Here is a 26,605-nt window from a genome sequence, read left to right as displayed (position 1 = left end):
CCCACTGGGTATAACATTTCCTGCCGAGTTCGCTCCTATGACATTCTGTCTGCGTCATGCCATACCCCCTGCTGAAATTGTTAAAAATATTACGTATTAGCAAAAAGGATAGACAGGAAAATTTGTAACCGTTCTGGATTATTGCTTGACTGTCTCAACAGTGGCTACTTACACTCCCCTGATCGTCAGTCCCGTAGTTCCTGGACGCAACACTGGAAGGCCAAGTACGACATGACCATGACCCGCCCTACCTCCATCGCTGCCGCACTGGCGCTGCTGCTCTCGGCGTCGTTCGCCCAGGCCATCGACACCGCCCCGGTCAGCGCGCTGCAAGGCGCCGCCGTCACGCGTCCCGCGACCGCCCCCGTGTCCCTGAAAGTGGACGAGTACAAGGAAACCGACGTCTGGGGCCGTATCCGCAGCGGCTACGCGATTCCCGACATCAACAACAGCCTGGTCGAGCGCCATACCCGCTCCTACAGCCTCAAGCCCGACTACATGGCGCGCATCTCCGGCCGCGCCTCGCCCTACCTCTACCACGTGGTGCAGGAACTCGAAAAGCGCGGCATGCCGACCGAACTGGCGCTGCTGCCCGTGATCGAGTCCGCCTTCAACCCGCAGGCCCTGTCGCACGCCGACGCGGCCGGCCTCTGGCAGTTCGTGCCGGGCACGGGCAAGGACTACAACCTGAAGCAGAACATGTTCAAGGACGAGCGCCGCGGCGTGCTGGCCTCGACCGACGCCGCCCTGACCTACCTGCAGCGCCTGTACACGATGTTCGGCGACTGGCAGCTCGCCCTGGCCGCCTATAACTGGGGCGAAGGCAATGTTCAGAAGGCGATCAAGAAAAACCAGGAACTGGGCAAGCCGACCGACTTCGAAAGCCTGGCCGACCTGATGCCGGCCGAGACCCGCAACTACGTGCCGAAGCTGCAGGCGGTGAAGAACATCGTCGGCAACCCGAGCCAGTACAACGTCACCCTGCCGGTGATCGACAACCAGCCCTATTTCACGACGATCGACAAGACCAGCGACATCGACCTGGCCATCGCCGCCCAGCTGGCGGAAATGTCGGTCGACGAATTCAAGGCGCTCAACCCGCAGTTCAAGCGTCCGGTGATCACCGGCGGACCAAAGACCAAGATCCTGCTGCCGCAGAAAAACGCCGAGAAGTTCCACCTGAACCTGGCGTCCTGGGGCCAGGCCCTGTCGACCTGGACCACCCACAAGATCACGGGCGCCAAGGAAAGCATCGCCTCGCTGGCCTCGAAGTTCGGCACCACGCCGGAAGTCATCCGCCAGGCCAACAACATCCCGGCCCAGACCCGCCTGAAGGCCGGCTCCACCATCCTGGTGCCGAAGACCTCGGCCTCGATGCACTCGGACATCGCCGACAACATCGTCGACAGCGCCGTGATGGCCCTGGAAGCGGACCGCGGCGAGAAAAAGCGCAGCGGCACGCGTACCCAGCGCTTCAAGTCGAAGGCAGTGACGTCGTCGAAGTCGCGCGTCTCGCGCAACACCAATAGCCGCCGCAAGCACCGGTAATTCGACCGACCGGTCGGCTTCGACACACGGCACCTGCCCCGGCGGGTGCCGTTTGTTTTTTATCGATGACCTCTCTATTCCGGCACCATCCTTTGCGCTGCATCAAAAAGACGGGCTCGTGCAAGCATTTCCAAACTAGGGTATAGTGTCGTTTGTGCGCTGCAATAAGACCCCGTCATAAGACCTCTTGTCGCCGCAGCAGCAAGCAGTACAACAAGCAGCATCGCAACCCCAGGCCTGCCATTTCGGGCAGCCCTCCATAAAGCCCTCCCGCCCTGCGTGTCGAACCTTTGACACCGTCCCGGCGCAAAGCTTTTGTGCCGAAATTTCTTTCATTTCTGAGTCATTTCGTTCTGTTGGTTCGCGTTGCTATTTCGCGCCCGTTCATACTGACGAGCGCTGATCACTACCGAAAGAAAAGCAAACAATGAGTTTTGAAGCACTAGGCCTCCACGCCACGATCGTCAAGGCAGTCAACGAAGCCGGCTACACCACGCCGACCCCGGTCCAGGCGCAAGCCGTGCCGGCCGCCATCGAAGGCCGCGACCTGCTGGTCTCGTCGCAAACCGGTTCGGGCAAGACCGCGGCATTCATGCTGCCTGCCCTGCACAAGCTGGTCAGCGCCGAGCCGGCCGCCCCGGCACGCACCCCTGCGCAGGAAGCGCAGTCGGCCCGTGCCCGTGGCGAGCGCGTCCGTTTCACCGCAGCCAAGCCGAAAATGCTGGTGCTGACCCCGACCCGCGAACTGGCCCTGCAGGTGACCACCGCGACCGAAAAATACGGCAGCTACATGCGCCGCATCCGCGCCGTCTCGATCCTGGGCGGCATGCCTTACCCGAAGCAGATGCAACTGCTGTCGAAGAACCCTGAAATCCTGGTGGCGACGCCGGGCCGTCTGATCGACCACATGGAATCGGGCAAGATCGACTTCTCCCAGCTCGAAATCCTGGTGCTGGACGAAGCCGACCGCATGCTGGACATGGGCTTCATCGAAGACATCGAAAAGATCGTCGCCGCCACGCCGGATTCCCGCCAGACGATGCTGTTCTCGGCCACGCTCGACGGCGTCGTCGGCAACATGGCACGCCGCATCACCAAGGATCCGCTGACGATCCAGATCGCCAGCGGCACCAAGCGTCACGAGAACATCGTGCAGCGCGTGCACTTCGTCGACGACCTGTCGCACAAGAACCGCCTGCTCGACCACCTGCTGCGCGACGAGTCGATGGACCAGGCCGTGGTCTTCACCGCCACCAAGCGTGACGCCGACACCATCGCCGACCGCCTGAACATCGCCGGCTTCGCAGCCGCCGCGCTGCACGGCGACATGCACCAGGGCGCGCGCAACCGCACCCTGGACAGCATGCGCCGCGGCCAGGTGCGCGTGCTGGTGGCGACCGACGTCGCCGCCCGCGGCATCGACGTGCCGACCATCACCCACGTGGTGAACTACGACCTGCCGAAGTTCCCCGAGGACTACGTGCACCGTATCGGCCGTACCGGCCGCGCCGGCCGCAACGGCGTTGCCGTGTCGCTGGTGAACCACGCCGAAGGCATGAACGTCAAGCGCATCGAGCGCTTCACCAAGCAGACCATCCCGGTCGACGTGGTGGAAGGTTTCGAGCCGAAGCGTTCGGCGCCGGCAACCCGCAGCAACAGCCGTCCGGGCGGCTGGAAGCCGGGCGACGGCCGCAGCGCCGCCAAGCCAGGCCAGCGCAGCTTCAGCAAGCCATCGGCTCCACGCGAAGGCGGCTACAACCGCGACGCGGCCCCGCGCGAAGGCTTCCGCACCGGCCCGAGCAGCGGTGCACCACGCCGCGAAGGCAGCGGCGGCGGCTACCGCGGCAGCAATCCACACCCACGCTCCTTCGAGGGCACCCGCCGCACCTTCGGCGACAACTGATCGCTGAGATCGGATGAGAAAACGGCTGCCTCGGCAGCCGTTTTTTTTCGCCTAGGCCTGCAGCCTTGCAAGCAACAGGTTTTCCCGGATCACCAGCCACGCGGCAGGAAGTACAGCCAGGGCGCCTGCCGCCATGCTGGGGGAGCCGAGGAAGCGCTGCCAGTCGATCCTGAAGAAGGCGTGCAGGAAAGCGAGGCCGAGGGCCAGCAGGTGCGACACCAGGGCGGCCAGCGCCGCCAGCATCGCATCCACTTCTATCCTGTCATCCCAAATGCCCATCGCCTGCTCCCTACCGATTCGTCCATTCGAGTTGTCATTAAACCGCAGCCGTGCTCTTCTCCGACATGGGCGTCTTCCTACGTTGATGTCAGCCGGCATCCCAGCCTGGGATCGGATTCGGATGGCCGGAGCTGCCGGAACACACGCCGCGCACCCGGCGCCTGCACTGGAGCCGCACGCTGGCCTCGCGCCCTGACCGCTGCCATGACCTTATAATCGCGCACCAGCCATTCCCCCTTATCGCCCCGATGGACCGCCCCCATATCGTCATCGCCAGCCCCGCAGCCGCAGCGGACAACAACGGCAACTGGCAAACTGCCAGCCGCTGGGCGCAGTTCCTCGAAAACAAGTACACGGTCGAGGTTTGCCATGCCTGGCTGGCCGACGCCAGCGCACCCACGCCCGACCTGATGATCGCCCTGCATGCGCGCCGCTCGGCGGCGTCGCTGGCCGCGTTCACCGACGCTTTTCCCGGCCGTCCGTCCATCCTGGTCCTGACCGGAACCGACCTCTACCGCGACATCGAGACCTCGCTCGAGGCGCGCGCGTCCCTCGAACGTGCCGACGCCCTGATCCTGCTGCAGGAAGCCGGGCTGGCGCGCCTGCCGCCCGCGCTGCGGGCGAAAGCCCGCATCATCTACCAGTCGGCCCCCAGCCTGGCGCCGGCCGCCCGCGAGGCCGATCATGTCGATATCTGCATGGTCGGCCACCTGCGCGCCGAAAAGGATCCGCTGACCTTCATGCGCGCCGCCGAGCTGGTCACGGCGCCCCGGGTGCGCCTGCTGCACATCGGGCGCGCGCTCGACCCGGCGCTGGAAGTGGCGGCGCAAGCGGCGATGCTGGCGACGCCCCGCTACCGCTGGCTCGGCCCCCTGCCCCACGCCGAAACGCGCGCGCGCCTGGCCGCATCCAGCGCAATGGCGATCGCTTCCACCATGGAAGGCGGCGCCAACGTCATCATCGAGGCCGTCACCAGCGGCGTGCCGGTGCTGGCCTCGGACATCGAGGGCAACGTCGGCATGCTGGGCGCGGAGTACGCCGGCTACTTCCCCGTCGGTGACGCGGCCGCGCTGGCGCGCCTGATCGACCGCATCGCCGGCGACGCGGACTTCGACGCCCTGCTGCGCCGCCAGTGCGCGGCGCGCGCGCCGCTGTTCGCGCCAAAGGCCGAGCAAGCGGCATTGAACGACTTGGTGGATAATCTGCTGTCTTGAGAAACCGATACGAACGTGGAACCGAACATGAATGCCCCTGACCAGACCATCAAACTGACTTCCTTCTCGCACGGCGGTGGCTGCGGCTGCAAGATCGCGCCCGGCGTGCTGGCCGAAATCCTGAAGAAGTCGAGCGGCTTTCCCGTGCCGCCGCAGCTGATGGTCGGCATCGAGACCGCCGACGACGCCGCCGTCTACAAGCTCAACGACGAACAGGCGCTGATCGCCACCACCGACTTCTTCATGCCCATCGTCGACGACCCGTTCGACTTCGGCCGCATCGCCGCCACCAACGCCATTTCCGACGTCTACGCGATGGGCGGCACCCCGATCATGGCCCTGGCCCTGGTCGGCATGCCGATCAACAAGCTGCCCCTGGAAACGATCGGCGAGATCATCCGCGGCGGCGAGTCGATCTGCGCCGAGGCCGGCATCCCGATCGCCGGCGGCCACACCATCGATTCGGTCGAGCCGATCTACGGCCTGGTCGTGATGGGCCTGGTGCACCCAAGCAAGGTCAAGCGCAATGCCGACGCCAAGGCCGGCGACGTGCTGATTCTGGGCAAGCCGCTGGGCGTGGGCGTGCTCTCGGCCGCGCTCAAGAAAGACGTGCTCGGCGCCGACGGCTACGCCGCCATGATCGCCAACACCACCAAGCTCAACAAGCCGGGCAAGGCGCTGGCCGACATGGCCGGGGTGCACGCGCTGACCGACGTCACCGGCTTCGGCCTGCTCGGCCACCTGCTCGAGCTGGCGCGCGGCGCCGGCGTCACGGCCGAACTCGATATGACCTCGATTCCCCTGCTCCCGGGCGTGCTGCAACTGGCGCAGGATGGCTACATCACCGGCGCATCGGGCCGCAACTGGGCCGCCTATGGCGGCGAAGTCGTGCTGGCGGAGGCGGTGACGCCGGCCCAGCAGGCCCTGCTGACCGACCCGCAAACCTCGGGCGGTTTGCTGGTGTCGTGCAAGGCGGCCGTCGCCGACGAGGTGCTGGCCCTGTTCGCCCGCGAAGGCTTCGGCGACGCGCAGGTGATCGGCCGCATGGCCGCGGGTGCGCCGCGCGTCGTCGTCCAGGCCTGAGGAATGGCAGCGTGGCGGCCCTGCGCCGCCCGTTTTTTGCATCTTTAAAGCAACATTTAAATGAGCATCTTGTCTTCTTGAGAATTGTCGGTTGTATAATGACGGACTGCCGGCGCAGACCGGTCCATAACAACATTCTCAGAGACAATGCACATGCAACAGGCCGCCCTTGCGGCTACCGATCCCGGTCCACAGCCCGGCCTGTGGACCCGCCTGGCCAATCTCCTCCTCGGCAGCGACAGCCTGCAGCGCCTGACCCTTAGGCTGCTGGGCCTGGCCGCGCTGGTGACAAGCACCGTCGTCATCCTGCTCATCTATGCGGCCGCCATCGGCGTGGCCGACGTACGCCAGGTGGCGGTGCTCTCCAGCTCCTTCTTCGTGTTCATCGCGGGCTTCTACGTGCTGATCCGTAGCGGGCTCAACCGGCGCTTCGCCGACCCGACCCTGGCCATGCCGCAAGCCATCATGGCGCAGACGCTCATTGCGTGCGTCTATGCGATGACCGGCCCCATGCACGGCGCGACCGTCATCATGCTGGGGCTGGTGATGGTGTTCGGCATGTTCAGCCTGCGGGCGGCCGCGGTGCGTGTGGTCAGCCTGTACACGGTCGTGGTCATGGGCGCGGTCATGTACTGGTGCACCCAGCACCAGCCGGCGTATTACCAGCCCCAGCGCGAACTCTTCAATTTCGCGCTGATGGCGATCGTGATGCTGGCCATTTCCCAGCTCTCGGGCCAGCTGATGGACATGCGCACCCGCCTCAAGACGCAGAAGATCGCGCTCGAGCAGGCCCTGGCCCACATCAAGGAAATGGCGGCGCGCGATGAATTGACCGGCCTGCCGAACCGGCGCCGCATGATGACGCTGCTGCAGGAACACGCCACCCGCCACGCGCGTGGCGGCCCGCGCTTCTACGTCTGCATCATCGACCTCGACCACTTCAAGAACATCAACGATACCCACGGCCACGCCGCCGGCGACGCCGTCCTGCGCGCCTTCGCGGCCCAGGCGCGGGTGATCTTGCGCACGGTCGACATCATCGGCCGCTGGGGCGGCGAGGAATTCCTCGTGCTGCTGCAGGAAACGCCGCCGGGCGAGCCGACGCTGGGGGTGGCGCGCCTGCGCGAATCCCTGCGCGACATGGCAGCAAGCCCGGCATTGCCGGACGTGCGGGTACGGTTTTCGGCGGGGTTTGCCAGGTACGAGGAAGGGGAACCGATCGACCAGGCCATTGAACGCGCCGACCGCGCGCTGTATGCGGCGAAGTCGGCGGGACGCAACTGCAGCGTCGTTCTGTAGGGACGCTCAGTCCTTGCCGGGCTGGCGGCGCCCGGCCCCATCGGCGCTGCGGCGCACGACGGCAGGTTTATACAGGTGGTGCAGCTGGCGCGCCACCAGCGCCAGTCCGAACAGCAGTGCGACGAACGCCACCAGCACCCGCAGCGGCAATCCCAGGAACACGCCTCCCTCCATGACACCTCCCGTTCTCACGTTAAAGCCCAGCGTTGTGCCGGCGCAAGAACGTACTGTGCCATTGCGTTTCGTTAGAGAAATTGCGGTAACGCAAGACCTGCGCGCCGTCTGGGCTCGGCGCTTCCGCGAATGACGGTGAACGGACCTGCAAACGGCACGTTGACGCTATCGGCGTGATTGTCTTAGTATCAAGTTCTACCCATCTTTGTTGCGAAAGAAATTGATCATGATGCGATATTCCGTGACCGCCATGTGTGCGGCCTGCCTTTTGGCCTACGCCCCACTGACACACGCGGAAGTTGCACAGCAGCCTGCGCGCGCCAGTACCGCCACCACAGCCGACGCGGCGAAATTGACGCAACTGGGAGACGCCTACTATGCCGCGGTGGCCGCCAATACCCCATTGATGACCACCTTCACGGGCGATGCGCGCTACAACGACAAGCTGGGCCTGGCGATCAGTCCAGTACAGCGCGCCCGCCATGCCGCGACGATCCGAAACCTGCAAAAACGGCTGGAGCGTGTGGACCGGGCAAAGCTGGGCACCTCAGACCAGACCAGCTACGATATTCTTGCTTATGAACTCAAACGGGAAATCGCAGCCGGGGCCTTCCCCAATCACTTGCTGCCGATTGACCAGATGATGTTCACGACGCCCTTGCTGCTCGCCAGCCTGGCGAACGGGCAGTCTTCCCAGCCCATTTCGACGCCAAAGGAATACAGGGACTTCCTGGCACGGGTGAAGGAATTGACGCCCTGGCTCGACCAGGCCGTCGTCAACATGCGTGCCGGGATCCAGGCTGGGATCGTGCTGCCGAAAGCCCTGGTCCTCGCCGCAATTCCGCAGTATCGCAAACTCGCCAGCGCCACGCCTGAGGCGAACCTCTTCTACGCGCCGATCGACAACCTGCCGGCGGGTTTTTCCGAGGCCGACAAACGCACGCTGACTGCGCAATATCGCCAGGAGATCGAGAAGCGGCTCAACCCTGCGGCACGGCGCCTGGCTGACTTCCTTGAAAAAGAATATTTGGCCGCCGCGCGCACCAGCGCCGGCTGGAGCGCGCTTCCCAACGGTCGTGCCTGGTACGACGCCAAGGCAGCCGAATCGACCACGACGTCGCTCACTCCCGACGACATCCACGAGATCGGCCTGCGGGAGGTCGCACGCATCCAGGCGGAGTTCGCGGTGGTGGGGCCAAAAATGGGCTATACCGGGGCGCCGGCAGGCCTTGCCAAATGGGCAGGGTCGCAGGAGAAATACCGTCCCTTCAAAACTGCCGACGAGATCCTGGCGTTTTACCGCAAGCTCAACCTGGAAGTCGAACCGAAGCTTGCTGCCCTGTTCACGCTACGCCCGAAAGCGCCGCTGGAACAGCGCCTGGAACCGGAACTGACCCGCGCGACGGCATCGGACCATTATTCTCCACCAAGTCTGGATGGGAAACGTCCAGGCATTTTCTGGTCTGTCGTGAACGACCCGACGCAGTATCAGAGCACCAAGATGACCACGCTGTTGCTGCATGAGGGGAGCCCCGGCCATCACTTCCAGTTGGCCCTGCAGCAGGAAATGCCGCTGCCGGACTTCCGCAAGTTCGCCTTCCAGTCGGCCTTCTCCGAAGGCTGGGCCCTGTATGCGGAAACGCTGGGCAAGGAAATGGGCTTGTTCGACAAGCCCGACCAGTATTTCGGCCATCTGAATGACGAGCTGCTGCGTGCAGCCCGCCTGGTCGTCGATACAGGCCTGCATGCCAAGGGCTGGACGCGCGAGCAGGCAATCGCCTATCTGATGGAGACCAACGGCTACACCCAGGCGGTGGCGACCAATGCGGTCGAACGTTATATGGCGTGGCCCGGCCAAGCCCTGGCGTACAAGATCGGCGGCCTGAAAATCGCCCAGTTACGGCAGGAGGCGCAACAGGCTCTCGGAGCCAAATTCAGCCTGCCGGCATTCCATGCAGTGATCCTGGGAGGCGGCAGCCGGCCGCTGGCCGTCGTCGAGTCGGACGTCAAACGCTGGATCGCACAGACGCGTTAAGCTGGACAGCTTCGTCAGGCGCTTGCAGGCGGCGCGGTGGTCATCGGCGGATGCCGCTCCGGCTTCCCCTTTCCTACCCGCTCGTATTCGGCAATCACCTGGGCGCCGAACAGCAGCAGCGTGGCGGCGATCTCGAGGCTGAACATGACGACGATGGCCGTCGTCATCGAGCCGTACACCACGTTCACCTGCGACAGGGTCGAGAAATACCAGACCAGCACGTGGCGCGCCGCCTCCCACAGCAGCGCCGCCGTGATGCCGCCGACCAGCGCATGCGACAGCGAGAGGCGCCCGACCGGCATCACCAGGTAGATCGAAGTCAGCACCAGGATCTCGCCGGCCAGGCCCAGCAGGTAGAGCAAGGCGCCCGAGACGCCGCCCAGCGACCAGTCGGACCCGAGCAGGTGCACGCTTTCCGTCCCCAGCACCTGCAGGGTGCCGGCCACCACCGTGACCAGCATCACGCCAATGCCGAGCGCCAGCATGTAGCAGTACGGCAGCAGGGCCGAGACCAGGAAGTGGCGGCGCCGCACCAGGACCCGGTGCACGAAGATCACGCTCATCGCGTTCTCCAGCACGGTGAAGGCGAAGGAGCTGAAGAACAGCATGGTCCCGCCCAGCACCCAGGTGATGAGCCCGCGGTTGTCGAGGAAGTTCGCGACCTCGGCCACGATCGAGGCCGACTGCCCGGGCATCAGCAGTTCGAGGTAGCGGCGCAGCGTAAAGAGCAGTTCGGCCTGGTCGATAAAGTGGGAGGCGCCGACGACGACCAGCATCAGGAAGGGCACGATCGACAGCAGCGCGTAATAGGCGACGGCGCCGGCCAGCAGCAGGCCCTGGTTGGCGCGGAAGCCCTTGAGCACGCTGAGCGTGAAGGCGAGCGGATGCTTCAGGATGTAGGCGTTGGCGCGCCGGTTCAGGATCCGCACGCGCTTGCGCCGCTTGCGCATGCGGTGCAGGCGCAGGCGGTGCACGCCCAGGCGTCCCAGCCGGCTCGCGGCCTTCATCGTGCCAACCTGATTCCGGAGAACTGCCAGCGCGCGCCGGCCGGGAAGAAGTTGCGGTAACTGGCGCGGGCGTGGCCGGCCGGGGTCGCGCAGGAGGCGCCGCGCAGCACGTACTGGTTGACCATGAACTTGCCGTTGTATTCGCCGATGGCGCCCGGCGCGGGGGCATAGCCGGGATACGGCGCGTAGCTGCTGCTCGTCCATTGCCAGCAGGCGCCAAACAGCTGGGACAAGCCATCGTCGACGGCGCCGCCCGGGTGCAGGTGGCCCGCCTCGATGCTGGCGTGGCGGGCGGCGAATTCCCATTCGGCCTCGGTCGGCAGCCGGGCGCCGCACCAGCGCGCGTAGGCGTCGGCCTCGTACAGCGAGACGTGGGTGACGGGACGGTGCGGGGCTAGCGGCTGCAGGCCGTGCAGGGTGAATTCCTGCCACTCGCCCTGTTCACCTTGATGCCAGTAGAGAGGCGCGGCCAGCTCGCCGGATGCGACCCGGTCCCAGCCCTCGGCCAGCCACAGGCTGGGATCGCGGTAGCCGCCGGCCTCGATGAAGGCGCGGTATTCGCCGTTCGTCACCAGACGCGAGGCGAGCGTAAAGGGGGCGACCCAGGTCCAGTGGCGCGGCAGCTCGTTGTCGAAGCAAAAGCCGGCGCCGGCATGGCCGATCTCGGCCAGCCCGCCCTCGAAGGGCAGGAAGGCCAGCGCCGGCGGCGGCATGCCCGGTTCGAGCGGCCCCTCGGCATAGGCGGGCGCAAGCGGATTCTGGGCCAGCAGGTGCTTGAGGTCGGTGAGGATCAGTTCCTGATGCTGCTGCTCGTGCTGCAGGCCGAGTTCGACCAGCGCGGCGAGCTCCGGCTCCCCTGCGCGCTCTTGCAGCAGGCGTACCATGCGGGCGTCGACGTCGGCCCGGTAGGCCAGCACTTCGGCCAGCGACGGCCGGGTCAGCAGCCCGCGCTGCGCGCGCGGGTGTTTGGCGCCGACGCCGTTGTAATAGGAATTGAACAACACCCGGAACTGCGGATGGTGCGGTTCGAATCCGGCTTCGTGGGTTTCGAGGATGAAGGTCTCGAAAAACCAGGTCGTGTGCGCCAGGTGCCATTTGACAGGGCTGGCGTCCGGCATCGACTGGGCGCAGCAGTCTTCCGGCGACAGCGGCGCGGCCAGCTGCAGCGAACGCTGGCGCACCAGCGCGAAGCGGCTGTCCAGGCCGTGTGCGGAAACTTGTCCCTGCGCCTCCATGCCCTGCCCCGTCAGTTGGACGCCTGCGCGTGGATCACGGCGAACGGGCAGCGCGCATCGAGCCAGACGCGGGTCGCTTCGAAGCCGGCCTGCTCGAGCAGGGCAATGGCGTCGGCCTGGCGGTACTTGTAGCTGTTTTCGGTGTGGATGCGTTCGCCCGCGGCGAAGTCGCGCACGCCGCCCGGCCAGCGCACGGTTTGCGCGCTGCGCGCCTCCAGGTGCATCTCGACCCGTCCCATGGCCTCGTTGTAGAAGGCGACGTGGCGCCAGCTGCGCACGTCGAAGTCGGCGCCGAGCAGGCGGTTGACGTGGCGCAGCACGTTCAGGTTGAAGGCGGCGGTGACGCCGAGCGCGTCGTCGTAGGCGGCGTCAAGCACGGCCTTGTCCTTGACCAGGTCGATCCCGATGAGCAGGGCGCCGTCCGGCCCGCAGCTCTTGCGCAGGCGGCGCAGGAAGGCGCGCGCCTCGGGCGGCGTGAAGTTGCCCAGCGACGAGCCGGGATAGAAGAACAGGCGGCGCTTGTCCGGGACGGACTCGGGCAGCACCAGCCCGTTCGAGAAATCGAGCCCCAGCGCTTCCATGGCGATGTGCGGGAAACGCGCGCGCAGGCGCACCAGGGCGTCGCTGACGAAATCAGCCGAGATGTCGACCGCGACATAGTGTGCCGGGCACAGGCGCGGGAACAGCGAAGCGGCCTTGGCGCAGTTGCCGGCGCCGAGGTCGATCATCGTCGTGCCGATGCCGCAGGCGCGCCCGATTTCGGTCCCGTAGCGCTCGAAGAGCGCGGCCTCCGTGCGGGTCGGATAATATTCCTGGAGCTCGCAGATGGCCTCGAACAGCGTCGAGCCGAGCCCGTCATAGAGGAATTTCGGCGAAATCTCGGCCTGGTCCGCGGCCAGGCCGTCGGCCAGTTGGGCGAGCACCTGGGCCGGGGCCTGGGATTGGGCGCGGGCACCTGGTGCGGCAGAGTGCCTTTCGGTTGTGCATGACGTCAGCATAAGGTTTATCATTCGTGCCGCCGGGGCGCAGATGCACCCTGGACCGGGGAAGTTGCCGTTTTTGCTATCATAGCGGAATAGTCGATTTCCCCGCGTTTGCCAGCAGCCCAAGCGTGCTGGCGTCCCATTCCCCGTCATGAAAAAGAAGACCGCCATGTCCACGATGTCCCGTAGAAAATTGCTGCTCGGCGCCTGCGCCGCCCTGGCCCTGACCGCCGCCGCCGGTGCGTCCGCCCAGAACACGCCCGGCGTGCTGCGCGTGTCCGCGATCCCCGACGAAGCGCCGACCGAGCTGCAGCGCAAGTTCAAGCCGCTGGGCGAATACCTGGCGAAGGCCACCGGGCTGAAGGTCGAGTTCACCCCGGTGACCGACTACGCGGCCTCGGTCGAGGGACTCATCAACCACAAGATCGACATGGTCTGGTTCGGCGGCTTCACTTTCGTGCAAGCCAGCGTGCGCAGCAAAGGCCAGGTCGTGCCGCTGGTGCAGCGGGCCGAGGACGCGAATTTCCGTTCGGTGTTCGTCACCACCTCGCCCGCCATCAACAAGCTGCAGGACCTGCGCGGCAAGACGCTCTCCTTCGGCTCGGAATCCTCGACCTCGGGCCACCTGATGCCGCGCTCCTTCCTGATGGCCGCGAACATCAATCCCGACACCGACCTCAAGCGCATCGCCTTCTCGGGCGCCCACGACGCCACCGTCGCGGCAGTGGCCGGCGGCAAGGTCGATGCCGGCGCATTGAACATCTCGGTCTGGCAAAAGCTGGTCGAAGCGAACAAGGTGGATCCGAAGGTGCGCGTGTTCTACACCACGCCCGGCTACGTCGACTACAACTGGACCGTCCACAGCAGCATGAACCCGGCCCTGCAGAAGAAGCTCCGCGACGCCTTCCTGGCCCTGGACGCCTCCAAACCCCAGGACCGCGAAATCCTCGAACTGCAGCGCGCGACGAAATTCATCCCGACGGCGGCCGAACACTACCGGCCGATCGAAGCGGCGGCGCGCGGCGCCGGCCTGCTGAAGTAAGCCGCAGCGATATCGAGGCCCAATGACGTTCAAGTTCGACAAGGTGACCGTCCGCCACCACGCCGCCGAACGCGGGGTGGCGGTGTTGCACGAGCTCGATTTGACGATCGGGCAAGGCGAGCAGCTGGCGCTGATCGGCCCCTCCGGCGCCGGCAAGACCACCCTGCTCGCCACCCTCGCCTGCGCGCACCGTCCCGCCGCCGGCAGCTTTACCGTGTTCGGACAGAATCCGTGGGCGCTGGCCCAGGCGGCGCGCCACCGCCTGCGCGCGCGCCTGTTCCTCGCGCCCCAGACCCCGCCCCTGCCGCCGCGCCAGCGCGTGGTGACGGCCGTGCTGGCCGCGCGCCTGCCGCACTGGAGTCTGTGGAAGGCGCTCGCCTCGCTGTTTCGCCCGGTCGATCCGGACGCCGCCCACGCGGCCCTGGCGCGCTTCGGCCTGGGCGACAAGCTGTATGCGCGCGTCGACCGCCTCTCGGGCGGCGAGCGCCAGCGCTGCTCGCTGGCGCGCCTGCTGCTGTCCTCTAGCGAGGCCTTCCTGGTCGACGAGCCGATTTCCGCGCTCGACCCGACGCTGGCCCGGCTGACCCTGGCCACGCTGCAGGCCGAGGCGGCCGCGCGCCGCGCTACCCTGGTGTGCAGCCTGCACCAGGTAGAAATGGCGCGCGCCCACTTCGACCGGCTGGTCGGGCTGAAGGATGGGCGCATCGTGTTCGACCTGCCGCGCGAGCGCGTCACCGACGCCATGATCGCAGCCCTGTACGAGAACGACACCGCGCTGCCGCAGCCGCACAGGCCGCACGAACCGCCCGAGCGCATCGCCGTCGGCGCCTGCTTCTAAAATGCGCTTTTCATGCCATTGACGATGCAGCCCCTGCACCCGGACCCGGCCTGGCGCCGGCGCCTGCTCGCCTGCGCGGCCGGCATCGCCCTGCTGTGGCCGATGCTGGTCTACAGCGAGTTCAAGCCCTGGCTGCTGTTCGACCTGCAAAGCCTGGCCGCGGCCGGCAGCTTCCTGTCGGACTTCCTGCGCCCCGAACACTCTTCCGAATTCCTGCTGATGGTGCTGCGCGACACCTGGGTCACGGTGGCGATCGCGACCGCCGGCCTGGCCCTGGCCCTGCTGGGCGCCATCCCCGCCACGCTGCTGGTGAGCGAGCGCCTGTCGATCTCGCGCCTCGGCACCGGGCGCATGCGCGCCCCGGCCGCCGCCCTGCGCCAGATCGTACGCTGGGTGCTGGTGCTGCTGCGCAGCGTGCCGGAACTGGTATGGGCGCTGCTGTTCGTGCGCGTCGTCGGCCTCGGCCCCACGGCCGGGGTGCTGGCGATCGCCCTCACCTATTCGGGCATGCTGGCGAAAGTCTATGCCGAGATCCTCGAGTCCGGCGACGCCCACGCCACCGACGCCCTGCTGGCCAACGGCAGCCCGCGCCTGGCCGCCCTGCTCTACGGCGCCCTGCCGGACGCCGCCGCCGAGCTGGTCTCGTACACGGTCTACCGCTGGGAGTGCGCGATCCGCGGCTCGGCGATCATGGGTTTCGTCGGCGCCGGCGGGCTCGGGCAGCGGATGGACGAATCAACCCGCATGATGGCCGGCGGCGAAGTGGCGACCATGCTGATCGTGTTCGTGCTGCTGGTGGCCTGCGCCGACCTGGTCTCGAAACTGCTGCGCCGGAGGCTGGGATGACGCGCCCGGGCTTGCCGCCACCTCCGCCGCCGCGATCCTGGACGACGCCCCTGCTCGTGCTTGGCCTGGCGGCGCTGGTCGCGGCCAGTTTCGCCACCCTGCAGCTGGAATGGAAAGCCTTCCTCGCGCCCGAGGCGCTCGGGACGACGCTGGAATTCCTGTCCGGCTTCGCGCCGCCCGAGACCGCGCCGGCCTTCCTGCGCAAGGTCCTGCAAGCGTCGCTCGAGACGCTGTCGATGTCGGCGCTGGGCACCCTGCTCGCGGTGGCCGCCGGCATGCTGCTGGCGCTGCCGGCCTCGGGTCGCTGGGGCCTCCCCTTGCGCGCGGCGGTGCGCCTGGTGCTCAATGCGCTGCGCTCGATCCCGGAGCTGGTCTGGGCCGCGCTGCTGCTGGTGGCGGCCGGCCTCGGCCCCTTCGCCGGCACCCTGGCCCTGGCCGCGCACACGGCGGGCGTGCTGGGCCGGCTGTTCGCGGACGCCCTGGAAAACGCCGAGCCGGGCCCGGAGGCGGCGCTGCGCAACAACGGCGCGCCGGCGCTCAGCGCCTTCTTCTATGCCACCCTGCCGCAGACCCTGCCGCAAATGCTGTCCTATACCCTGTACCGCTGGGAGAACAACATCCGCGCCGCCGCCGTGCTGGGCGTGGTTGGCGCCGGCGGCCTCGGGCAGATGCTGAAATACCACCTGTCCCTGTTCCAGATGCAGAGCGCCGCCACCGTGGTGCTGGCGATGCTGCTGCTGGTCGCCCTGGTCGATGCGGCCAGTTTCGCGCTGCGGCGCGCCCTCACTCGATAAGCACGACCATCCCATGCTCGAACTCTCCGGCCTGACCAAGACCTATGGCGGACGCGCCGTGCTTTCGAACCTGTCGCACCGCTTCGCCTCGGGACGTTTTGTCGCCATCATGGGCGAATCGGGCGTGGGCAAGTCGACGCTGCTGAACCTGATCGCGGGGCTGGACGGCGCCGACGGCGGCGAGATCCTGGTCGACGGCCAGCCCATGTCGGCGCTCGACGACGATGCCGCCACCAGCCTGCGCCGCACGCGCATGGGCTTCATCTTCCAGGCCTTCCACGTGCTGCCGCACCTGACGCTGCAGCAGAACGTGGCGCTGCCCTTGCTGCTGAACCGCAGCGATACGGCGCGCGCCGGGGAGATGCTGGCGGCCGTGGGCCTGGCCGGGCGCGGCGGCGACTTCCCGCGCCAGCTCTCGGGCGGCGAACTGCAGCGGGTGGCGATCGCACGCGCCCTGGTGCACCGGCCGGCCCTGCTGCTGGCCGACGAGCCGACCGGCAACCTCGACCCGGAAACGGCAGGCGGCATCCTGCGCCTGCTGCGCACCGAAATCCGCGCCACCGGCGCCGGCGCGATCATGGTCACGCACTCGCATGCAGCGGCCGAGATGGCCGATGAAGTGCTGCTGCTGACGCGGGATGGGCTCAAGCCGGCCTGAGCTTCGGTGTGGCGTGTTTTCTGCGTTATGCGGGCGTACAAACGCGTGGAGTCAGGATTCCGGTGAAGCCGTTCCACGCGTTAACGTAAATTCCGCGAGGAAACGAGCACGTTACGTTCAGTTACAGTTCAGTTAATGCGAATAGTGCGTCGTGCGCAACGATGACGTAGTAATATCACAACGACCCGAACGCATAAGCTATCAAAATCTCCGGGCGTCTCCAGAACGGTCCTGTCCCCTCAACCAAAGTATTTTGGAGGAGTACATGAACGTACGCCAAAAAAAACAGGAAATGCTGGCCGCGATGCATCGCGCGCGCGCGCTCGAGCCCTCGAGCTTCGTCCCCAACAAGCTGCTCGACACCTTGATCGAAAAGATGCACCTCAAGAATGACGCCGAGCTGTGCCGGGTGCTCGAGGTGCAGCCGCCGATCATCAGCAAGATCCGCCACCGCAAGCTCAACGTCGGCGCAACGATCCTGCTGCGCATGCACGAGAAATCGAACATCCCTATCCGCGAACTGAAGGAGCTCACCACGGCATCGCTGCACTAGCCCGCCCCCTGCCCCGTGCCGGCAGCGGCGGGAACCGGCGCCTCAGCTGGCCGGCGGACGCCCCGTCTTCAGTTGCGGCAGGCTGTCGAGCACCTGGCGCAGGGTGGCCATGTCGAGCCGGCCGACCAGGGCCACGCCGATGCGCAGCAATTCGCTCTTCTTGACCTCGACGCCCGCCTTCAGGCAGGCCTGCTTCACCGCCGCCAGCACCGCGTATTCCGACTCCGGCATGGTGAAGCTGTCGCGCACCAGCGCCGGACGCGGCCCCTCGCCGGCTGTCGGCGCGGCGCGGCCGGCCGGGCCAGCCTTCGCCGCCTTGACGATGGCTATGGCGGCATTCTTCACTGCCGCGGCAGGCTTGGCGGCGCTTGCACGCGGCGCCCTGGCCTCCGCCTTCGCGGCGGTTTTCGACACGGTCTTTGCCGGGGCCTTGTCCGCGTTCGCCGCACGCTTGGCTGCAGGTTTGGCCACCGCTTTCGCGGCAGGCTTTGCGGCTGCCTTCGCGGCCGGCTTGGCGACTGGCTTGGCGGCCGCCTTGACTGCGGTTTTCACTGTCGCCCTGGCCTTGGCCGGGGCTTGCGCCGGCGCCCTGGCCGACGTTTTCGCCGGCGTTTTCGCTGCGGTTTTCACGGCGGCGCGGGCGGCGCTAGCGCCGGACGCCTCGCTGTCGGACGGGGCCGTACGGCGGGCGCGCGGCGCCGCCGGAGTTGCTGCAACCGCAGGGGTCGCGGCTTTCGCCCGCGCCGGCGGGGTCGCGCCCCGGCCCGCTGCGGGAACCGATTTTCTGGTCATTGGGTATTCCACTGCTTAACAAGATAAACAATATAGTCGATCACGCGCATTCCGGATAGGGCGCGTACGTTTGCCCGGCCTCTTGCCCGCCCTCGCGCGCGCGGCGGTGCAGGTCGCGGATCACGCCGGCGCGCAGCCCGGCCTGGACCGTCACCAGCTCGCGGATACCGAGTTCTTCCACCAGCGCCAGCAGCAGCGCCAGGCCGCCGGCCAACTGCACGGCGCGTCCCGGCTGCGGCCAGGCGCGTGCGGCCAGGGCCAGGCCGCCCTGGTCGACCAGTGCGTGGCGCAGCGCCTGCAGGCCGGCCAGGTCGAGCACGGGCACGCTGGCCAGCTCGGCCAGCGCGCGCAGCGAGCCCGAAGCGCCGTAGGCGCGCGGCCAGCCCTGCACTCCTGCAAATGCACTGACGAGCGCACCAGCGTCGGCCACCCGGCTGCGCGAGGATGCCAGCGCGGCGGCAAAGGCGGCCGGCGAGATGCCGTCGCCGAAGAAGGCCAGGCCCTGGCGCAGAGCGCCGACCCCGAAGGATTGCACCAGCTCGACCTGCATGCCGCGCCCGAGCGCGACTTCGGTCGAGCCGCTGCCGACGTCGAGCACCAGGCGGCGCTCTCCGATGGCACCGGCGGCACCGGCAGCGCCGGCGGCGCCCAGGGCGCCGGCCACGCCCAGGTAGACCAGGCGCCCCTCTTCCTCGCCGCTGATCACTTCGACCGGATGGCCGAGCGCTGCGCCGGCGGCGGCCAGGAAGGCCGGCGTGTTGCAGGCCTGGCGCAGCGCGGCGGTGGCGACCACGCGCACCGCGCGCGGCTCCCAGGGCGCCAGGCTGGCCCGGAAGTCGCGCAGGCAGGCCAGCGCGCGCCGCATCGATTCCGGTCCCAGGCAGCCGTTGGCGCCGATGGCCGCGCCCAGGCGGATCGGCTCGTTCAGGGTGGCGAGGATGTGCACCGCCTCATGCTCGACGCTGGCGACGTGCAGGCGAAAGCTGTCGGACCCGAGTTCGACGGCGGCGTAGACGGGTGCTGCTGGGGTGGGCTCGGCCATGGTTCGTCCTGGGTACGGGGAACCCCGAGTATGGCCGGGCTTTGTGACGCGCCGATGACCGCCGGCGACCCGAAGCCGCCCGGCCCGATCCCGCGCTTATTCTGTATCCGGCGCGGTCTCCGGCGCGACCGGGCGCGGCGCCAGGCGCACCGTATTCCGGCCGCCGTCCTTGGCCATGCGCATCGCGGCGCCGGCGCGCTGGAACAGGGTCAGGTTGCTGTCTTCCGGACGGATCGTGGTCACGCCGAAGCTGGCCGTCATCGAGATCAGGGCGCGCTCGGTCTTCACCGGCGTGCTCTCGATGGCCGCGCGCATGCGCTCGGCCACCAGCATCGCCTCCTCGCCGCCGGTACGTGGCAGCAGCAGTGCGAATTCGCCGCCGACCAGGCGCCCCAGCAGGTCGCTGTCGCGCAGCTGGCGCCGGCACAGGTCGGCCACGTGGCGCAGCACCACGTCGCCGGCCGGGTGGCCGTAGCCCTCGTTCACGCGGGTGAAGCTGTCGAGGTCGAGCACGACGAGCGCGGTCGGCGAACCAGGGCGGCGCGCCAGCGCCATCCACGGCGCCAGGGCCTGGAAGAAGCCGCGCCGGTTCGCCGTGTCGGTCACCATGTCGACGACTTCCAGGCGCGCCATGTCGCGCTGCAGGCGTTCGCGCCCCAGCAGTAGCCAGCCGAAGCCGCTCACCAGCATCAGGAGGTAGAAGGCGGCGGTCGAGAACTGGCGCAGCATGTCGTGCGAGAGCCAGCGCCAGCCGCCGGGCATGACCAGCACCAGGATGCCGCGCGCGGCCACCACCAGCGCCAGCAAGGCAATCGTGATCGCCAGCGCGCGCTGCAGCATGCTGGCCTCGCGCCAGCCGCGCGCCAGTGCCGCCGCGCCCAGCAGGTAGAAGGCGCCGAGCAGCAGGGCCGCGGCCAGCGTGCGCAGGCCTTCCTCATCGATCCAGTACGACACGAGGAAGGCCAGCACGGCGGCGAGCGCCAGCGGCACCATCGCGCGGCGCCAGCGCATGCGCCCGTCCGCCTCCCAGAGCGCCCCCGCTTCGAGCGCGACGCCGCCGATCAGGAGCGCCCAGCCGCCGGGGATCGCCAGCGGCTCGGGTACCACGCGCGCGCTGCCCAGGAGAAGCAGGATCCAGGCCGCGGCCTGGAGCTGTTTCGACACGCTCCAGGTGGCCGCCGCGGGGCTGCGCTGTCCGCCGGCCTCGGAAAAGAACAGCGCGCTGCACAGCACCAGGTTGCCCAGCGCGAGCACCAATACCATCGTGGTCGGATCCATGGAGGTCATTGCGGCGCCCGGCGTGCGTGGTCGAGGTGGACAGGCGCGTTTCGGCGCTTGCTGGCGGTGATCGATGGTTGATCGGGGAACATGGATACTCCGTGTGGCGGCTGCGGCCAGCTTAGCAGAATCTGATGCTTGTGAACAAGACGCGGAGGCTGGGTCGGGGCGTCATGGCCACTTCTGCGCGCCCTCAAGCTGGCGATCTCATCCCCGACTAGATTGGAGACTTTGCCCGAGCGGCTCGCGACTGACAGGAAATCCGTGATGCAGGCCAGATATTTACCCGGAGAGCCGTCCCCCTGGTTCGCCAGACACAAGTACCACGGCATCCCGGTCCACAGGAACATCAAGCCGATCCAGGAATGCAAGCTCCACCATTGCGTCGGCCCGGCCGCCACCCTGCAGAAGGCGATTGCCGTCCACATCCTGACGCCCGAACACCTGTGGGGTAGCTTCCAGAAGGAGGCAGAGGACGTCCTCAAGATTAACGGCAGCTTCGAGGGCAATGACCGCGAACGCAACCACCGCATCAATGCCGCCTACGCCAAGTTATGGCTGGCCGACAACCGCTTCCAGTGGGCAGGGCTGGCCGCGTTCGCATCGAAGCAGGTCGGCTGCGGCCTGCTGCATTCGGCCGAGGTCAGCGAGAAGAACCGCCGCGTGCGCGAGCAGGTGGGCCGGGCCTTCGCCGCGTTCCCGGGCGCGGGAGCGTCTACCGCCGTGCAATCGAGCACCGAGGCAGCGGCGCAGTACATGTACCGGAAGCTCGGCTTCGGGAATGCGCATTTGTTTTTGGATATTTATCCGCTGCATAGATTTTTCATGGAGCGGGGGTGGAAGGAGTTCAGCACCTATCTGGACAAACGGCAAAACGACAAATACCCGGTGTATTGGGCGGTCAACAGGAACACGCTGCGGTTTGGAACGCCATTTGCCGAAATTAGGGAAGGATTCGGGCATATCGATTCGGAAGATCTGGCATCGAGCGTTGCAAGCCTTGCCAAGCATGAACAAGTCAATATCCTCCAAAAAATCATGTACAGCGATCCCGTTCTGCAGAAGTTGCTTGCCATGAACCAGTATGCCTGGGCGACCGGATTTCCGACCGGTGATTACGAGGAAATCAAACTGACGCTGTCGGCCGAGTGTAGGGCGAAGACGGGTTTCACGTCGTGGTTCTCTCGGAACAAGAATGCACAATTATGGGTGGTGGAGCAGCGCATGCAATTCGTGCTGGCAGCCGCCAGACAGTTCCACGACCTCGTGCACGGTCCGGAGCGCCCCTATGTCGAGGCGTCGATGCGCGCGATTGCCGCCGGTGGAGGTGTGGCGTGAAGCGCCGGTATCGAGTCGTGGCCATTCTGGCTGGTCTCGCCACCGTCGCCGCCTGGTGGCATTCGCGCACACCCGAGCCGACGGTCCTGGCCTTCCGCCTCGGCCAGACCTTCGAGCAGGTTATCAAGGAGTCCAGCTACCCGGCGCTGCAACGCTCGAACCGGCCTGCCGAGGATCCGGGATACCACAAGTTCGGCGCAATCTGGGTCACGGAACCGGCCGTGATCATCCGGTTCACAGATCCGAAGCACGGCTTCACCCTGCCGCCGACTAAATTTGCCGCGCTTGGCTTCTCGGAAAACCAAGCGATCACGCTTGCCACCTCGCCGATGCTGGAGCCGATGCCCTTCGACGAGGCCGTTGCCATCCTGGAAAATCTGCAGAACCAGTTCAAGGCGGGCGGCTGGGAACCCTGGGCGGACAATGACAGTACCTGGTTCGACCTGACGCCGGAAGGAAAGAAGCGGCTCTACGACCGTATGTTCGAGCCGGGATACATGGCGTGGAACGATTTGCGTGTTCCGACGATGTACAGCATGATTTTTCGACTGAAATGCACCGAAGGCTGCTGGACGCGGGAACCACCTTACCTGTTTCTTATCGATATCGGGCTAGGCGACGATGTCCATTCTTGGAAGCGCGGTGAGCCCAGGCGCTGGCAGCGCCCAGAGAATGCCGTCACCGGTAGCAGCGTGCAATGAAGATGCGCCATCGCATCGCCGCACTGGCCGGCACGGCCTGAGTCGGGGCACACGCCGCGCTCATCCGTTTTGCCCGACGCTCTGCGGTTTCCCGCTCATCGCTATACTGGCGTCATGCCACCCCCAACCGCCTCCACGGAATCCCGCACCGCGCCGCTGGTCCGCACGCGCGGCAACCGGCGCACCCTCGAATTCCAGGACGGCGACATCCAGAGCGAGATGCTGCTCTCGCACCCCGACGCACTGGTGCTCGACTATGCGCGTGCCATGATGTGCTTCGCCCTCTTCGCGCCAAGCCCGCGCCACATCCTGATGGTGGGCCTGGGAGGCGGCTCGCTGGTCAAATTCTGCCATCGCCACTTCCCGCGCACGCGCATCACGGTGCTCGAGATCAGCGCCGAGGTGATCGCCCTGCGCGAGCAGTTCTGCGTGCCGGCCGACGACGCCCGGCTGCGCATCGTCCACACCGACGCCGCCGCCTATCTCGCTGCGGCGCCAGCTTCTTTCGACGTCATCCTGCTCGACGGTTTCGATGCCGCCGGCATGCCCGAGGCGCTCGGCAGCGCGTCCTTCTACGCCGCCTGCCGGCGCGCGCTGCGCGAGGACGGCGTGCTGGTGGCCAACATCCTCGCCTACGACCCGGCCCACGGCGCGCTGGTGGGACGCGTCGAGGCGGCCTTCGGCGGCCGGGTCTGCGACTTCCACGGCATCGCCGGCAACAACCACCTGCTGTTTGCGTTAAAAACAGCGCCCGGGGCGGCGGCCTCCTCCAGCGCCGTCCGCATGCTCGAGCGCGTCCGGCGCCGCCGCGGCCTGCGCTTCGCCTTCCTGAACCGGCTGCTGGCGCGCGCGCTCGTTATGTGGCTGACATGCCGCCCTGTCTGATCGCGGCGACAGTCGCACTCATCCTCGCTTATGCCGCATGAATTGTTTGCGGAAACAACCGAAGATGTGACAAACTTCTTCGTTTAATGCCCGTAGGCAAATAATTCCAGGACGGAACATGTTGCGTCGCCTCCCGTTTTCTCCGACCCGCGCGGCTGCCCTCACCTTCGGGGCCGGCCTTGCCGCGTCCATCGCGCTGTTCCTGGGGGTGAGCCACCTGGAATACGACAACCTCGCCCTGTCGTTCGCCCAGCGCGCCGACCAGCGGGTGGCGGCGGTGCGCGAAGGCCTGCACGATGCGGTCGAGGTGATCACGGTGACGAACCGCCTGTTCGCCCTGGGCACGCCGGTCACGCGCGAGCAGTTCCACGATTTCACGGCGCCGCTGCTGCAGCGCCATCCCTTCATCAAGGCCTTCAACTACCACCGGCTGGTGGCCGACAGCGAACGCGCTGCGGTCGAGTCCGAGCTGCAGGCCGTGCTGCCCGGCACCGTGATCCGCGAGGAGCGCGACGGCGTCCAGGTCGCGGCCGAGCGCCGGCCGGTCTACAACATCGTGCATTACCTGGAACCGATGGCGGGCAACGAAGCGGCCTTCGGCTTCGATTCGGGCACGCGCGCGCCGATCAACGACGCGCTGGCGCGGGCGCAGGCTGAAGGCCGGGCCGCGGCCACGCCCCTGTTCCCGCTGGTGCAGGACCCGCATCCCCAGCCGAGTTTCCAGGTGCTGCTGCCGGTCCACGACCGCGCCGGCGCCCTGGTCGGCGACACCGCCGTGGTGGTGCGCGCACGCGAACTGGTGCAGCGCGCGCTGGGCGGCGCCGGCCTGCTCGCCGACGACCGCGTGGTGATGTCCGTGTATGCGGGCGCCCAGCCGGTAGCGGCCGACCTGGTGTTCAGCACCGGCAGCGGCGGCACCATGCCGCAACCGGACGAGCTGTCGCGCTGGATCGCCCCCGAACACGTCGGCCGCACCATCCGCACGCTCGATGTCGCCGGCCGCCCCTGGCTGGTCGAGGTGGCCGCCACCCCGCGCCCGTTCGCGGCCGACCACCTGGCCTCGCTGGCGACGCTGGCCGGCGGCATCCTGCTGAGCCTGTTGACGGCGGCCTGGGTGCAGAACTCGGGCGAGCGCACGCGCCGCGTGCAGCAGCTGGTGCGCGCCCGTACGGCCGACCTGAAGCGCACCAACCGGCGCCTGGTCGACGACATGGTCGCGCGCGAACGCACGGAAAAAGCCCTGCAGCAGAGCGAACAGCGTTTCCGCCAGCTGGTGTCGATGTCCTCGGACTGGTACTGGGAGCAGGATGCGCAGCTGCGCTTCACGATGATCACCGGCGGCTTTTCCGAAAAGGCCGGCATCCTGGTCGAGCACCTGCTCGGCAAGACGCGCTGGGACTACGTCCCCTCGCTGGGCGACAGCGACAGCGGGCGCGCCCACATCGCCTGCGTCAAGAGCTTCCAGCCCTTCAACGATTTCGAATACCAGGTGGTCGACGACCATGGCGAGACCCGCTGGTTCTGCGTCAACGGCCAGCCCGTGTTCGACGGCCACGGCAAGTTCACCGGCTACCGCGGCACCGGCAGCGACATCACCGAGCGCAAGCTGACCGAGCAGCGCGTGCACCACGTGGCCCAGCACGACGTGCTGACCGGCCTGCCGAACCGCTCGCTGCTGCAGGACCGCCTCGGCCAGGCGGTGGCCTACGCCAACCGCAGCGGCAATCCGGTGTGGGTGATGCTGATCGACCTCGACCGCTTCAAGTTCGTCAACGACAGCATGGGCCACAAGGCCGGCGACGTGCTGCTGATGACGGTGGCGGCGCGCCTGCGCTCGGCCCTGCGCGACCTCGACACGGTGGCGCGCCTGTCGGGCGACGAGTTTGTCGTGATCGTGTCGGAACACGGCGAGCAGCAGCTGGCGCCGGCCATCGTCGAGCGCGTGATGGCGGCGGTGGCCCAGCCGGTCATGCTCGGCACCAAGGAATTCTTCGTCACCTGCAGCATCGGGGTCGCCGTCTACCCGAGCGAGGCGACCGACGCCGACGCCCTGATCGAGCACGCCGACATTGCCATGTACCGTGCGAAAAAACTGGGCCGCAACAACTTCCAGTTCTATACCCCGGCCATGAACGAGGAATCGCTGGAGCGGGTGCGCATCGAAGGCGCGCTGCGCAACGCCCTCGAACGCGACGAATTCGTGCTGCACTACCAGCCGCAGCTGGACCTCAAGAGCGGCAAGATCGTCGGCATGGAAGCGCTGCTGCGCTGGCAGCATCCGGAACTGGGCATGGTACCGCCGAGCCGCTTCATCAGCATCGCCGAGGAAACCGGCCTGATCGTGCCGATCGGCGCCTGGGTCATGCGCACGGCCTGCGCCCAGAACAAGGCCTGGCAGGACGCCGGCTTCGACAAGCTGCGCGTCGCGGTCAACCTGTCGGCCCGCCAGTTCGGCGCGCCCGACCTGATCGAAGGCCTGGAGGCGGTGCTGAAGGACACCGGCATGGAGCCGAAATACCTCGAGATCGAGCTCACCGAGAGCCTGTTCATGAGCGACATCACGCCGGCCGTCGACCTGCTGCACCGGATGAAGGCGCTGGGCGTGAACCTGTCGATCGACGACTTCGGCACCGGCTATTCCAGCCTGTCCTACCTGTCGCGCTTCCCGATCGACGTGCTGAAGATCGACCGTTCGTTTGTGGCCGACATCACGCGCGACGCCAACGACGAAGCCATCGTCACCTCGATCATCGCCCTGGCGCACAACCTGAAACTGGCCGTGATCGCCGAGGGTGTGGAGACGGCCGAGCAGCTCGATTACCTGCGCCGCCACGGCTGCGACGAGATGCAGGGCTATTACTTCAGCCGGCCGCTCGCCAGCGCCCAGTTCGAGCAACTGCTGCGCGAAGGCCGCGGCCTGGCGCTCGAGGAGACGGCGGCGCCGACGGTGGACGCGGAAGCCGAAGCGGAAGCCGCGAACGCCTGAGCCCCCTGTAATTCATGATAGGAATTGAGCTGTGGTAATTTTCACATCGTTGCTCTACAATAGTCGTGTCTCTATTGCAATTTCAGGAACCG

The 26,605-nt window shown here is 67.1% G+C and carries 24 protein-coding genes; 16 read left to right on the top strand and 8 right to left on the bottom strand.

Going from position 1 to position 26,605, the window contains the following annotated elements; genetic code table 11:
• The first annotated feature begins 237 nt into the window (after positions 1 to 237).
• Both ACWCIA_RS00330 and ACWCIA_RS00325 read left to right on the top strand, forming a co-directional pair.
• A complete protein-coding gene (locus ACWCIA_RS00330; protein ID WP_454159890.1) occupies positions 238 to 1,548 on the top strand; it encodes a transglycosylase SLT domain-containing protein in 1,311 nt (436 codons plus the stop codon).
• Between the two features lie 427 nt (positions 1,549 to 1,975).
• Complete coding sequence (locus ACWCIA_RS00325; protein ID WP_454159888.1) at positions 1,976 to 3,451, top strand: DEAD/DEAH box helicase; 1,476 nt, start codon at positions 1,976 to 1,978, stop codon at positions 3,449 to 3,451.
• 51 nt (positions 3,452 to 3,502) lie between these two features.
• Here ACWCIA_RS00325 and ACWCIA_RS00320 read toward each other — a convergent pair whose 3' ends face one another.
• A complete protein-coding gene (locus ACWCIA_RS00320) occupies positions 3,503 to 3,730 on the bottom strand; it encodes a hypothetical protein (RefSeq protein ID WP_454159886.1) in 228 nt (75 codons plus the stop codon).
• 248 nt (positions 3,731 to 3,978) lie between these two features.
• On the opposite strand from ACWCIA_RS00320, the gene senB reads away from it, so the two are divergent.
• From senB to ACWCIA_RS00305, 3 genes are all read left to right on the top strand, one after another.
• The gene (senB, locus tag ACWCIA_RS00315; protein ID WP_454159884.1) at positions 3,979 to 4,944 is read left to right on the top strand and encodes a selenoneine biosynthesis selenosugar synthase SenB; all 966 of its coding nucleotides are present in this window, start codon (positions 3,979 to 3,981) and stop codon (positions 4,942 to 4,944) included.
• A gap of 27 nt (positions 4,945 to 4,971) precedes the next feature.
• Complete coding sequence (selD, locus tag ACWCIA_RS00310) at positions 4,972 to 6,027, top strand: selenide, water dikinase SelD (protein WP_454159882.1); 1,056 nt, start codon at positions 4,972 to 4,974, stop codon at positions 6,025 to 6,027.
• A 153-nt stretch (positions 6,028 to 6,180) separates the two neighbouring features.
• Positions 6,181 to 7,326 (top strand): GGDEF domain-containing protein, encoded by a 1,146-nt coding sequence (locus tag ACWCIA_RS00305; RefSeq protein WP_454159880.1) that lies wholly within the window; start codon positions 6,181 to 6,183, stop codon positions 7,324 to 7,326.
• A gap of 6 nt (positions 7,327 to 7,332) precedes the next feature.
• Here ACWCIA_RS00305 and ACWCIA_RS00300 read toward each other — a convergent pair whose 3' ends face one another.
• Positions 7,333 to 7,488: a hypothetical protein gene (locus ACWCIA_RS00300; RefSeq protein WP_454159878.1), complete on the bottom strand. Its 156-nt coding sequence runs from the start codon at positions 7,486 to 7,488 to the stop codon at positions 7,333 to 7,335.
• A 238-nt stretch (positions 7,489 to 7,726) separates the two neighbouring features.
• On the opposite strand from ACWCIA_RS00300, the gene ACWCIA_RS00295 reads away from it, so the two are divergent.
• On the top strand, positions 7,727 to 9,535 hold the full coding sequence (locus ACWCIA_RS00295; protein WP_454159876.1) for a DUF885 domain-containing protein: 1,809 nt from the start codon (positions 7,727 to 7,729) through the stop codon (positions 9,533 to 9,535).
• A gap of 14 nt (positions 9,536 to 9,549) precedes the next feature.
• Here ACWCIA_RS00295 and ACWCIA_RS00290 read toward each other — a convergent pair whose 3' ends face one another.
• Genes ACWCIA_RS00290 through egtD form a run of 3 tightly spaced genes read right to left on the bottom strand, consistent with a single transcriptional unit; the run spans position 9,550 to position 12,700 of the window.
• Positions 9,550 to 10,485: a YihY/virulence factor BrkB family protein gene (locus tag ACWCIA_RS00290; protein WP_454160549.1), complete on the bottom strand. Its 936-nt coding sequence runs from the start codon at positions 10,483 to 10,485 to the stop codon at positions 9,550 to 9,552.
• Between the two features lie 53 nt (positions 10,486 to 10,538).
• Positions 10,539 to 11,777, bottom strand: a complete 1,239-nt coding sequence (egtB, locus tag ACWCIA_RS00285; protein WP_454159874.1) for an ergothioneine biosynthesis protein EgtB — start codon at positions 11,775 to 11,777, stop codon at positions 10,539 to 10,541.
• 11 nt (positions 11,778 to 11,788) lie between these two features.
• On the bottom strand, positions 11,789 to 12,700 hold the full coding sequence (egtD, locus tag ACWCIA_RS00280; protein WP_454159873.1) for an L-histidine N(alpha)-methyltransferase: 912 nt from the start codon (positions 12,698 to 12,700) through the stop codon (positions 11,789 to 11,791).
• Positions 12,701 to 12,929: 229 nt separating this feature from the next.
• Between egtD and ACWCIA_RS00275 the strand changes: the two genes are divergently transcribed.
• The 6 genes from ACWCIA_RS00275 (at position 12,930) to ACWCIA_RS00250 (ending at position 17,491) form a co-directional block, all read left to right on the top strand.
• Positions 12,930 to 13,802 carry a putative selenate ABC transporter substrate-binding protein gene (locus ACWCIA_RS00275; protein WP_454159872.1) on the top strand — a complete coding sequence of 291 codons (873 nt, stop codon included), beginning with the start codon at positions 12,930 to 12,932 and terminating at the stop codon, positions 13,800 to 13,802.
• A 22-nt stretch (positions 13,803 to 13,824) separates the two neighbouring features.
• Positions 13,825 to 14,640 carry a phosphonate ABC transporter ATP-binding protein gene (locus ACWCIA_RS00270; protein ID WP_454159870.1) on the top strand — a complete coding sequence of 272 codons (816 nt, stop codon included), beginning with the start codon at positions 13,825 to 13,827 and terminating at the stop codon, positions 14,638 to 14,640.
• A gap of 12 nt (positions 14,641 to 14,652) precedes the next feature.
• Positions 14,653 to 15,486 carry a PhnE/PtxC family ABC transporter permease gene (locus ACWCIA_RS00265; protein ID WP_454159868.1) on the top strand — a complete coding sequence of 278 codons (834 nt, stop codon included), beginning with the start codon at positions 14,653 to 14,655 and terminating at the stop codon, positions 15,484 to 15,486.
• Entirely contained in the window at positions 15,483 to 16,280 is a 798-nt protein-coding gene (phnE, locus tag ACWCIA_RS00260) for a phosphonate ABC transporter, permease protein PhnE (protein ID WP_454159866.1), read from the top strand. Before ACWCIA_RS00265 ends, phnE begins: the two co-directional genes overlap by 4 nt.
• Before the next feature lie 13 nt (positions 16,281 to 16,293).
• Positions 16,294 to 16,938 carry an ABC transporter ATP-binding protein gene (locus ACWCIA_RS00255; protein WP_454159864.1) on the top strand — a complete coding sequence of 215 codons (645 nt, stop codon included), beginning with the start codon at positions 16,294 to 16,296 and terminating at the stop codon, positions 16,936 to 16,938.
• A gap of 265 nt (positions 16,939 to 17,203) precedes the next feature.
• Entirely contained in the window at positions 17,204 to 17,491 is a 288-nt protein-coding gene (locus tag ACWCIA_RS00250) for a hypothetical protein (protein WP_454159862.1), read from the top strand.
• A gap of 42 nt (positions 17,492 to 17,533) precedes the next feature.
• Here the strand turns inward: ACWCIA_RS00250 and ACWCIA_RS00245 are convergent, their stop codons facing one another.
• The 3 genes from ACWCIA_RS00245 to ACWCIA_RS00235 form a co-directional block, all read right to left on the bottom strand.
• Positions 17,534 to 18,283 carry a hypothetical protein gene (locus ACWCIA_RS00245; RefSeq protein ID WP_454159860.1) on the bottom strand — a complete coding sequence of 250 codons (750 nt, stop codon included), beginning with the start codon at positions 18,281 to 18,283 and terminating at the stop codon, positions 17,534 to 17,536.
• A 40-nt stretch (positions 18,284 to 18,323) separates the two neighbouring features.
• Entirely contained in the window at positions 18,324 to 19,325 is a 1,002-nt protein-coding gene (locus tag ACWCIA_RS00240) for a Ppx/GppA phosphatase family protein (RefSeq protein ID WP_454159858.1), read from the bottom strand.
• A 96-nt stretch (positions 19,326 to 19,421) separates the two neighbouring features.
• Positions 19,422 to 20,612, bottom strand: a complete 1,191-nt coding sequence (locus ACWCIA_RS00235; RefSeq protein WP_454159856.1) for a GGDEF domain-containing protein — start codon at positions 20,610 to 20,612, stop codon at positions 19,422 to 19,424.
• A 258-nt stretch (positions 20,613 to 20,870) separates the two neighbouring features.
• Between ACWCIA_RS00235 and ACWCIA_RS00230 the strand changes: the two genes are divergently transcribed.
• The 4 genes from ACWCIA_RS00230 (at position 20,871) to ACWCIA_RS00215 (ending at position 26,513) form a co-directional block, all read left to right on the top strand.
• A complete protein-coding gene (locus ACWCIA_RS00230) occupies positions 20,871 to 21,941 on the top strand; it encodes a DUF2515 family protein (RefSeq protein WP_454159854.1) in 1,071 nt (356 codons plus the stop codon).
• Positions 21,938 to 22,642: a hypothetical protein gene (locus tag ACWCIA_RS00225; RefSeq protein ID WP_454159853.1), complete on the top strand. Its 705-nt coding sequence runs from the start codon at positions 21,938 to 21,940 to the stop codon at positions 22,640 to 22,642. Before ACWCIA_RS00230 ends, ACWCIA_RS00225 begins: the two co-directional genes overlap by 4 nt.
• Positions 22,643 to 22,756: 114 nt before the next feature.
• Entirely contained in the window at positions 22,757 to 23,527 is a 771-nt protein-coding gene (locus tag ACWCIA_RS00220) for a fused MFS/spermidine synthase (RefSeq protein WP_454159852.1), read from the top strand.
• 118 nt (positions 23,528 to 23,645) lie between these two features.
• Positions 23,646 to 26,513 carry a bifunctional diguanylate cyclase/phosphodiesterase gene (locus tag ACWCIA_RS00215; RefSeq protein WP_454159850.1) on the top strand — a complete coding sequence of 956 codons (2,868 nt, stop codon included), beginning with the start codon at positions 23,646 to 23,648 and terminating at the stop codon, positions 26,511 to 26,513.
• The last annotated feature ends 92 nt before the right edge of the window (positions 26,514 to 26,605 follow it).

Source organism: Massilia sp. SYSU DXS3249 (assembly GCF_053668055.1).
This window is presented reverse-complemented; position numbering and strand designations above follow the sequence as displayed.

Excerpts from the sequence above, each read along its gene's own strand:
- ACWCIA_RS00330 (WP_454159890.1), top strand. The coding sequence starts at position 238 with ATGACCCGCCCTACCTCCATCGCTGCCGCACTGGCGCTGCTGCTCTCG.
- ACWCIA_RS00325 (WP_454159888.1), top strand. The coding sequence starts at position 1,976 with ATGAGTTTTGAAGCACTAGGCCTCCACGCCACGATCGTCAAGGCAGTC.
- ACWCIA_RS00320 (WP_454159886.1), bottom strand. The coding sequence starts at position 3,730 with ATGGGCATTTGGGATGACAGGATAGAAGTGGATGCGATGCTGGCGGCG.
- senB (WP_454159884.1), top strand. The coding sequence starts at position 3,979 with ATGGACCGCCCCCATATCGTCATCGCCAGCCCCGCAGCCGCAGCGGAC.
- selD (WP_454159882.1), top strand. The coding sequence starts at position 4,972 with ATGAATGCCCCTGACCAGACCATCAAACTGACTTCCTTCTCGCACGGC.
- ACWCIA_RS00305 (WP_454159880.1), top strand. The coding sequence starts at position 6,181 with ATGCAACAGGCCGCCCTTGCGGCTACCGATCCCGGTCCACAGCCCGGC.
- ACWCIA_RS00295 (WP_454159876.1), top strand. The coding sequence starts at position 7,727 with ATGATGCGATATTCCGTGACCGCCATGTGTGCGGCCTGCCTTTTGGCC.
- ACWCIA_RS00290 (WP_454160549.1), bottom strand. The coding sequence starts at position 10,485 with ATGCGCAAGCGGCGCAAGCGCGTGCGGATCCTGAACCGGCGCGCCAAC.
- egtB (WP_454159874.1), bottom strand. The coding sequence starts at position 11,777 with ATGGAGGCGCAGGGACAAGTTTCCGCACACGGCCTGGACAGCCGCTTC.
- ACWCIA_RS00275 (WP_454159872.1), top strand. The coding sequence starts at position 12,930 with ATGTCCACGATGTCCCGTAGAAAATTGCTGCTCGGCGCCTGCGCCGCC.
- ACWCIA_RS00270 (WP_454159870.1), top strand. The coding sequence starts at position 13,825 with ATGACGTTCAAGTTCGACAAGGTGACCGTCCGCCACCACGCCGCCGAA.
- ACWCIA_RS00265 (WP_454159868.1), top strand. The coding sequence starts at position 14,653 with ATGCCATTGACGATGCAGCCCCTGCACCCGGACCCGGCCTGGCGCCGG.
- phnE (WP_454159866.1), top strand. The coding sequence starts at position 15,483 with ATGACGCGCCCGGGCTTGCCGCCACCTCCGCCGCCGCGATCCTGGACG.
- ACWCIA_RS00255 (WP_454159864.1), top strand. The coding sequence starts at position 16,294 with ATGCTCGAACTCTCCGGCCTGACCAAGACCTATGGCGGACGCGCCGTG.
- ACWCIA_RS00250 (WP_454159862.1), top strand. The coding sequence starts at position 17,204 with ATGAACGTACGCCAAAAAAAACAGGAAATGCTGGCCGCGATGCATCGC.
- ACWCIA_RS00245 (WP_454159860.1), bottom strand. The coding sequence starts at position 18,283 with ATGACCAGAAAATCGGTTCCCGCAGCGGGCCGGGGCGCGACCCCGCCG.
- ACWCIA_RS00240 (WP_454159858.1), bottom strand. The coding sequence starts at position 19,325 with ATGGCCGAGCCCACCCCAGCAGCACCCGTCTACGCCGCCGTCGAACTC.
- ACWCIA_RS00235 (WP_454159856.1), bottom strand. The coding sequence starts at position 20,612 with ATGACCTCCATGGATCCGACCACGATGGTATTGGTGCTCGCGCTGGGC.
- ACWCIA_RS00230 (WP_454159854.1), top strand. The coding sequence starts at position 20,871 with ATGCAGGCCAGATATTTACCCGGAGAGCCGTCCCCCTGGTTCGCCAGA.
- ACWCIA_RS00220 (WP_454159852.1), top strand. The coding sequence starts at position 22,757 with ATGCCACCCCCAACCGCCTCCACGGAATCCCGCACCGCGCCGCTGGTC.
- ACWCIA_RS00215 (WP_454159850.1), top strand. The coding sequence starts at position 23,646 with ATGTTGCGTCGCCTCCCGTTTTCTCCGACCCGCGCGGCTGCCCTCACC.